11 protein-coding genes and 1 tRNA gene are annotated in these 6440 nt (G+C 67.9%); 4 read left to right on the forward strand and 8 right to left on the reverse strand.

Features of this window, described 5'->3' with window-relative positions; all coding sequences use genetic code 11:
- Positions 1-90 precede the first annotated feature (90 nt).
- Positions 91-963: a formate dehydrogenase accessory sulfurtransferase FdhD gene (gene fdhD, locus AC07FT_RS18980; protein ID WP_479177212.1), complete on the reverse strand. Its 873-nt coding sequence runs from the start codon at positions 961-963 to the stop codon at positions 91-93.
- Positions 964-1065: 102 nt separating this feature from the next.
- On the reverse strand, positions 1066-1362 hold the full coding sequence (locus AC07FT_RS18985; RefSeq protein ID WP_479177192.1) for a hypothetical protein: 297 nt from the start codon (positions 1360-1362) through the stop codon (positions 1066-1068).
- 234 nt (positions 1363-1596) lie between these two features.
- Between AC07FT_RS18985 and AC07FT_RS18990 the strand changes: the two genes are divergently transcribed.
- Positions 1597-1684: transfer RNA gene (locus tag AC07FT_RS18990), tRNA-Leu, on the forward strand.
- Positions 1685-1699: 15 nt separating this feature from the next.
- Here the strand turns inward: AC07FT_RS18990 and AC07FT_RS18995 are convergent.
- From AC07FT_RS18995 to AC07FT_RS19020, 6 genes are all read right to left on the reverse strand, one after another.
- Complete coding sequence (locus AC07FT_RS18995) at positions 1700-2197, reverse strand: hypothetical protein (RefSeq protein WP_479177193.1); 498 nt, start codon at positions 2195-2197, stop codon at positions 1700-1702.
- A 63-nt stretch (positions 2198-2260) separates the two neighbouring features.
- Entirely contained in the window at positions 2261-2485 is a 225-nt protein-coding gene (locus tag AC07FT_RS19000) for a DUF397 domain-containing protein (protein ID WP_479177194.1), read from the reverse strand.
- 127 nt (positions 2486-2612) lie between these two features.
- Positions 2613-3461, reverse strand: coding sequence for a helix-turn-helix domain-containing protein (locus AC07FT_RS19005; RefSeq protein ID WP_479177195.1), 849 nt, complete (start codon positions 3459-3461; stop codon positions 2613-2615).
- A gap of 26 nt (positions 3462-3487) precedes the next feature.
- On the reverse strand, positions 3488-4018 hold the full coding sequence (locus tag AC07FT_RS19010; RefSeq protein WP_471193518.1) for a DUF6879 family protein: 531 nt from the start codon (positions 4016-4018) through the stop codon (positions 3488-3490).
- Complete coding sequence (locus tag AC07FT_RS19015) at positions 3993-4250, reverse strand: hypothetical protein (protein WP_471193520.1); 258 nt, start codon at positions 4248-4250, stop codon at positions 3993-3995. The genes AC07FT_RS19010 and AC07FT_RS19015 overlap by 26 nt, the downstream gene beginning before the upstream one ends.
- 108 nt (positions 4251-4358) lie before the next feature.
- Positions 4359-4823 carry an ATP-binding protein gene (locus AC07FT_RS19020; RefSeq protein WP_479177196.1) on the reverse strand — a complete coding sequence of 155 codons (465 nt, stop codon included), beginning with the start codon at positions 4821-4823 and terminating at the stop codon, positions 4359-4361.
- 165 nt (positions 4824-4988) lie between these two features.
- Here AC07FT_RS19020 and AC07FT_RS19025 point away from each other — a divergent pair, with 165 nt between their 5' ends.
- The 3 genes from AC07FT_RS19025 to AC07FT_RS19035 all read left to right on the forward strand — a co-directional run bounded on the left by AC07FT_RS19025 (position 4989) and on the right by AC07FT_RS19035 (position 6317).
- A complete protein-coding gene (locus AC07FT_RS19025) occupies positions 4989-5849 on the forward strand; it encodes a helix-turn-helix domain-containing protein (protein WP_479177197.1) in 861 nt (286 codons plus the stop codon).
- Positions 5846-6037 carry a DUF397 domain-containing protein gene (locus tag AC07FT_RS19030; RefSeq protein WP_479177198.1) on the forward strand — a complete coding sequence of 64 codons (192 nt, stop codon included), beginning with the start codon at positions 5846-5848 and terminating at the stop codon, positions 6035-6037. The genes AC07FT_RS19025 and AC07FT_RS19030 overlap by 4 nt, the downstream gene beginning before the upstream one ends.
- An 88-nt stretch (positions 6038-6125) precedes the next feature.
- Positions 6126-6317 carry a DUF397 domain-containing protein gene (locus tag AC07FT_RS19035; RefSeq protein ID WP_479177199.1) on the forward strand — a complete coding sequence of 64 codons (192 nt, stop codon included), beginning with the start codon at positions 6126-6128 and terminating at the stop codon, positions 6315-6317.
- Positions 6318-6440: the final 123 nt, after the last annotated feature.

Here is a 6440-nt window from a genome sequence, read left to right on the forward strand (position 1 = left end):
GACCCTGCGTCAGATCATCGTGAAACGGGACGAGTTGGGGCCGTTCGGGGGACGGGGTGGTTGCCCGGCGCGGCCGAACCGGACCTGGCCTCAGGCCCCGTCGACCGCGCTGCGCAGGGCGATGCGCTCCTCGCCCGCGTAGACGTTCATCGAGCTGCCGCGCAGAAAGCCGACCAGGGTCAGTCCGGTCTCCACGGCCAGGTCCACGGCCAGCGACGACGGCGCCGAGACCGCGGCCAGCACCGGGATCCCCGCCATGACGGCCTTCTGCGCCAGCTCGAAGGAGGCCCGGCCGGAGACCAGCAGCACGGCACCGGACAGCGGCAGCAGCCCCTGCTGGAGCGCCCGGCCGACCAGCTTGTCCACGGCGTTGTGGCGGCCCACGTCCTCGCGTACGTCCAGCAGTTCGCCGTCCGGGGTGAACAGCGCCGCCGCGTGCAGTCCGCCGGTCCGGTCGAAGACGCGCTGCGCGGCGCGCAGCCGGTCGGGGAGGGCGGAAAGCGTCTCCGGCTCGATCCGCACCGCCGCGGAGCCCGCGCCGTCGGTGCCGGTGCCGTCCGCGAGCGGCCAGCGGGCGGTGGTCCGGACGGCGTCCAGACTGGCCTTGCCGCACAGTCCGCAGGACGACGTCGTGTAGACGTTCCGCTCCAGCGTGATGTCCGGGACGGCGACACCGGGGGCCAGCTTCACATCCACCACGTTGTACGTGTTCGAGCCGTCCTCGGCCGCGCCCGCGCAGTAGACGATGTTCGCCAGCTCGTCCCGGCGCGCGAGTACCCCCTCGCTCACCAGGAACCCGGCGGCGAGGGCGAAGTCGTCACCCGGGGTCCGCATGGTGATGGCGAGCGGCTTGCCGTTCAGCCGGATCTCCATCGGCTCCTCGGCCACGAGGGTGTCCGGCCGCGCGCTGACCGCGCCGTCCCGGACGCGGATGACCCGGCGCCGCTCGGTGACCCGTCCCATGTCGATCAGTCCCGCTTCCGTGAGCGAATGGCGTACCGTCCCATTCTCCAGCACCGGGTGATCGGCGACGCCGTGGCCACGGGCGGGGCGAGGGGCGGGGGCTCACGCCCCGGGGGTCACCGGACCCGTCATCCGGTCCACGGCCTGCTTGGCCTCCAGCAGATCCGCGCCGGTGATCTTGCGATAGGTCTTGATCGCCTCGATCGTCCTGCCCTCCCGCGCCAGCCGCTCCACCTCCTCGATGCCGGGCGTGACCACGGTGATGCCGAGGTGTTCGATGACCAGATCCAGTTTCTGTTCCATTCGCTGAACCCGGCGTTCTACCCGTCGCATCCTGCTCTCGACTGCCGGGTAGAGCAGGGCGATCAGCACCAGCGTGCAGTAAGCGGCTATCTCCATGGCGGGTGAGCGTAGCGGTGCGGCGATCACGGGCGAGCGGCTCGCCTTGTCCTGAGCTTGTTCCGGATACCGTCCGCCCATGGGCGGCCACCAAGCGTTGCGGCTCGGTCTCCCGGACCGGCGTCTCCCCAGGTCGGTGCCGCCGTGGGCGGTGCGGATACGCAGGTGAAACGCACTCCAAAACCTTGGTATCGTTGTCCATGTCGCCGCGGGGGACCGCGGTGCAGACACCTTGTCCGGGTGGCGGAATGGCAGACGCGCTAGCTTGAGGTGCTAGTGCCCTTTATCGGGCGTGGGGGTTCAAGTCCCCCCTCGGACACCATCAAGAAACCCCAGGTCACCTGGGGTTTTCTGCGTTTCTGGGCGGCCGGTCGGCGGGACAGGTCAGCTCGGGCCGTGAACGGTTCGGGGAACACGTCACCGCGGCCAGGGACAGATATGAGGGACGCTCCAGGTAGAAGCCGTACGACACATCGGCGCCCGATCCCAGTTCACCGGCAGCGGCGTCCACCAGCCGGGCCAGGCGTGTGATGTCGCGGTCCCGTGCCGAGGCGAACCGCGGGGCGTACTCGGCCAGCCGCTCACCGAGCCAGGCCGCCGCTTCCTTCGCTTCGTCCCATGTGCCGCGCACCAGCGCGTGGGGCTTGATCAGCCAGTACGCCGTCTCCAGTGGTGGCAGATCTGCCGTGGGGAACTCGGCGGTCACCTCCCGGTGGCGCTGGATCAGTTCCGGCTTGCTTCCGGCCGGGGGCGACTCGGGGTGCGGGGGCCGCCGCAGGGCTTCCTTGTCGAAGCGGTCCTTCGGGCCGGTCCAGAGATAGCCGTGATGGTGCACGGTGGTTCCCGTTTCGCGAGGTGCCGACCGGGCGCGCGGCCCGGCCGGCGAGGGAGGGGGAGGTCAGACGCTGAGGCCGAAGCGCGCCGGGTCGATTCCGGCCGCGTCCAGTTCCTCCGTGGTGAACCGCAGCGGCTGCGCGTCCGGCCGCTTGCTGTCACCGAGGGCCCAGGCGGTCTCGCCGATCCGGGCCAGGGTCACGCAGCCCTCGGTACAGGGGCCGCCGCATGCCTTCACGAAGGAGGCCCCGTTGATGTCGAGCGCGTACAGATCGGTTCCGTTCTGCATTCTTGCTCCCTCTGCTCAACTCATCGCGGCCACGGCTGACCGCCGCCGCCCCTGTCGGGCGGGATGGAGCAACCGTAGGAAACGGCGCATTCGGGCAGCTACGTTCTTGCACGAGCTTGCACGCCAATTAGTCGAGGGCTGATATCGCTTCCGATATGAGGGCCCGAGCAGAGGTCCCGTAGACAGCGATCCTGGACAGCTCCGAGAAGGCTTTGGCGTAGGTGCTGACCTCGCTCGGCGCCGTGATGTTCACGGCTGCCGTGAGCAGTTCGACGCTCGCCTGCCGATCGTCGAACAGGTAGAAGGCTTCCAAGGGCCATGCGCGGCGCGGAGCCGTGAAGGGAATCACTCCGAGACTCACATTCGGCAGGGCCATGACGGCCAGGAGGTATCCCAGCTGGCCGGCCATCGTCGCATCGTCACCGATGCGGTAACGGAGGACCGTCTCTTCCACGAGCAAGGCGAACCGATGGTCGCCCTCGTGGAGAACGTGTGAGCGCTCGATCCGGGAGGCCGCTGCCGGGCCTGAGTCGTCGGGGGTCTCCTGGAATGCGGCGATGGTGGAGAGAAGCGCTGTGGCGTACGCCTCGGTCTGAAGCATCCCGGGGACCACGTTCGAGCAGTACACGCGGAAGGTGCGCGTTCGCTCGTACAGGGGCACGACTTCCTCTTGAGCCCGGCGCATACCGTGCCGGTGGAGCTTCTGCCACTGCACGTACATCTGATCGGCTTGCCGGTTCGCCGCGATGAGATCCTCTGTGTGGTCCTCGGCTCCACAGGCCCTGCACCAGGCGCGGATGTCGGCGTCGGAGGCGGGCGTCTTGGCCCGCTCGATGCGCGACGACTTGGCCGGACTCCAATCGCAACGAAGAGCCAGCTCATGTCCAGTCAGCTCCGCTTCTCGGCGGAGGGTCCCGAGACGAATGGCGATCGCTTCACGGGCGGCCTGGGCGCTGGATGAGGGGGAAGCAGACATGAGTTGGCTCTTCGCGGGCTTTCAGGTCAGACCGAGTACTTCTCGTGCGGAACGCCGCGCTCCCAGACCGCCTCGAAGGCTGACGAGGCCAGTCCGGCCACCGCAGGTTCGGATCGGACCTCCCAGTCCTGATCGGACCAGCTCCCGTCGCCGGTGAAGTGATTGAAGAGCGCGATCTTTCCATCGAACACCCAGCAGTCGTTCCCCGGTAGGGCGATGTCCGATGCCTGGCGTCGGGGAAGCCATCGGACCTGTTCTCCGGCAAGGATGTTGACCCCGGTACCAGCGTGTTCGTACCGGATGTAGTCGGTGACCGGCTCGGACACCACGCGCGCGCGACGGACGGCGACTCCCCGGGACACGGTCCTGCGGATCAGATCGACCCAGGGTGCCCAGTAGGCAGAGGTCGGGTCCACGTCACGGCGGCCGGTGCGCTTCCAGTTCTCGAAATCATCGGCCTCGTCGCCCACTCCGTAAGCATCACGCATCTCCAGATGCACCGCCGAGTGTCGGGCAGCCGCCAGCAGTTCCTTAAACCCCGGTTCCTTCTGCGACATCGCACGCCCTCCTCAGCATCGGCACCATGCGGAACGGAATCCGAATCACTGCTTCATGGGGTGGAATGCCGGGCGCATGGCCGGGAACCTCGAACGCGGCGCACTTGGCTTCCAACCTCTCGTCTGCCTTCCAGCCTTGCAGAACAAGCTCCCCCTTCTCCCCGTCCACCCAGAGGGTGGGGGAGCCCTGCTGCCCTGTGTCGGGATCAATCCCGATGAACCGTAATGCCATGAGCACCTCCGGTGTCGGATGGCTTACGCCAACTTGCACGAGCTTCGTTGTGGCGGTGTCTGAGCGTCAAGCCCTGGTAGCCGGAAGTAACGGCGTCGCGGGCGATTCTCAGCCACGCCGTTGGTCTGCCTCCGAGTTCTTCCCCCGACCGCCCAGCTCCGCCCACACGGTCTTGCCCACGGATGCGTGGGGCTGCGTACCCCAGCGGTCGGCGAGTGCGGCGATCAGGTGCAGGCCGCGACCCGTCTCGCTGTCGGGGTCCGGGAGCGGGCCCAGGGCGGGGGTCTTCTCGCCGAGGGTGTCCGCGACCTCGATGCGCAGGATTCCCGTCGTCTCGTCATGGGTGAGGGTGAGCCGGAAGTCGCGGCCCTGGACGCGGCCGTGCAGGGCCGCGTTCGCGGCGAGTTCGGCGACGACCGCCTCCGCGTGTTCGACGACCCCCGGCGGCACCGGCCAGGTGCGCAGCTGCTCCACGGCGAACAGACGGGCGAGCCGTGCCCCGCGCCGGGTGGAGGACAACCGCTGGGTGAAAGCTCTTGGGGTGGTGGGGAGTTGGGGTGTGCTCACGTTCATGGGGCCACGGTGGCGGCTGCGCCGTGCGCTTCACCAGCGGCGCGCTGCGTACGCTGCGTCAGCGTACATGCGCGTTCGGTGGACGGTACGCCCGTCCTGGCACCAGGCTGGGGGCTCAGTCGAGTGCGGGGGCCTCGTCGTGACGCTTGCTGGAGGTGGCCGTGTATGACGACTGACAACGCCCTTGGGGCGACGGGCGAGGGTGACTGGGAGCGGGAGCCCGATCCCTCCGACAGTCTGCGGACCTTCGGGGCCGTCGTCCAGGCCCTGCGCGAGCACGCGGGCCTGAGTCGGGCGGAGTTCGGGGAGCTGGTCCGGTTCTCCAAACACACCGTTGCCTCGGTGGAGCTGGGGCGCCGGATGCCGGACGAGTCGTTCGTGGAGAGGGCGGAGGAGGCGTTGGGGAACACGGGCGCGCTGCGGAAGGCGGCCCGGTATCTCTCGCGTGGGGAGCCGGGGATCGCGGTGTGGTTCCGGCAATGGGCCCGGCTGGAGCGGGTAGCGGTGAGCCTGTGCACGTACGAGTGCAGGCTGGTGCCGGGGTTGTTGCAGGCGGAAGGGTACGTACGCGCACTCTGTGAAGACGAGATCCCTCCGTTGATCGATCAGGAATTGGAAGACCTGGTCACCGCTCGCATGGAACGACAGCGGTTGTTGTGCGATCGGCCCGACGCCACCTTTGACTTCATCATCGAGGAAGCGGTCCTCATGCGGCGACTCGGCGGGGTCGAGGTCACCTGCGATCTCCTCGACCACATCCTGGAGCTCAGTTCCCTGCGGAACGTCACGCTCCAGATCATGCCTGCGAACTGTGAACAGCATGCCTGTCTTGCCGGGCCGGTTCGGCTGCTGGAAACCTCTGAAGGGCGGCGGTTCGCCTACTGCGAAGGTCAGCAGAGTGGACGGCTGATCTCCGACCAGAAGGAGGTCGGCACGATCCAAATGCGCTATGCGAGACTGCGCTCACAGGCCCTCTCTCCCAAGGACTCGGTGGGTCTGCTGGAGCGGATTCGAGGAGTGCTATGAGCAGGTCCGAACTCGATTGGTTCAAGTCCAGCTACAGCAGTGCGCAGGGCGACGACTGTGTGGAGGTCGCCGTCACCGAACAGGCCGTTCATGTGCGTGATTCCAAGGATGTGAGTCGTCCGGCCGTGGCGGTCGGCCGCGAGGGCTGGGGCCGGTTCGTGCGTTACGTGGCGGGGGGCTGCGCGTAGGAACGGTGGTGCGTCCGGACGAAGGCCGTCCATGGGCCCCACTGCGAAGGGGCCTGGTGGGTCTACTGGAGCTACTGCGAGGAGCGCTATGAGCAGGACCGATCTCGCCTGGTTCAAGTCCAGCTACAGCGGTACCCAGGGCGACAGCTGTGTAGAGGTAGCCGTCACCGAACAGGCCGTTCACGTGCGTGATTCCAAGGATGTGAGTCGTCCGGCCGTGGCGGTCGGCCGTGAGGGCTGGGGCCGGTTCGTGCGTTACGTGGCGGGGGACCGCGCGTAGGAACGGAGGTGCGTCCGGGCGGGGACCGTGTCCCCCCCCCCACACCCCCAGGTTCAGAACAAGAAGGTCCCCCAAACGAGATACTTCCGTCCCCACGGCGATAGTATGACAAATTCTCTCAAG

Source organism: Streptomyces sp. NPDC045899, from assembly GCF_056431485.1.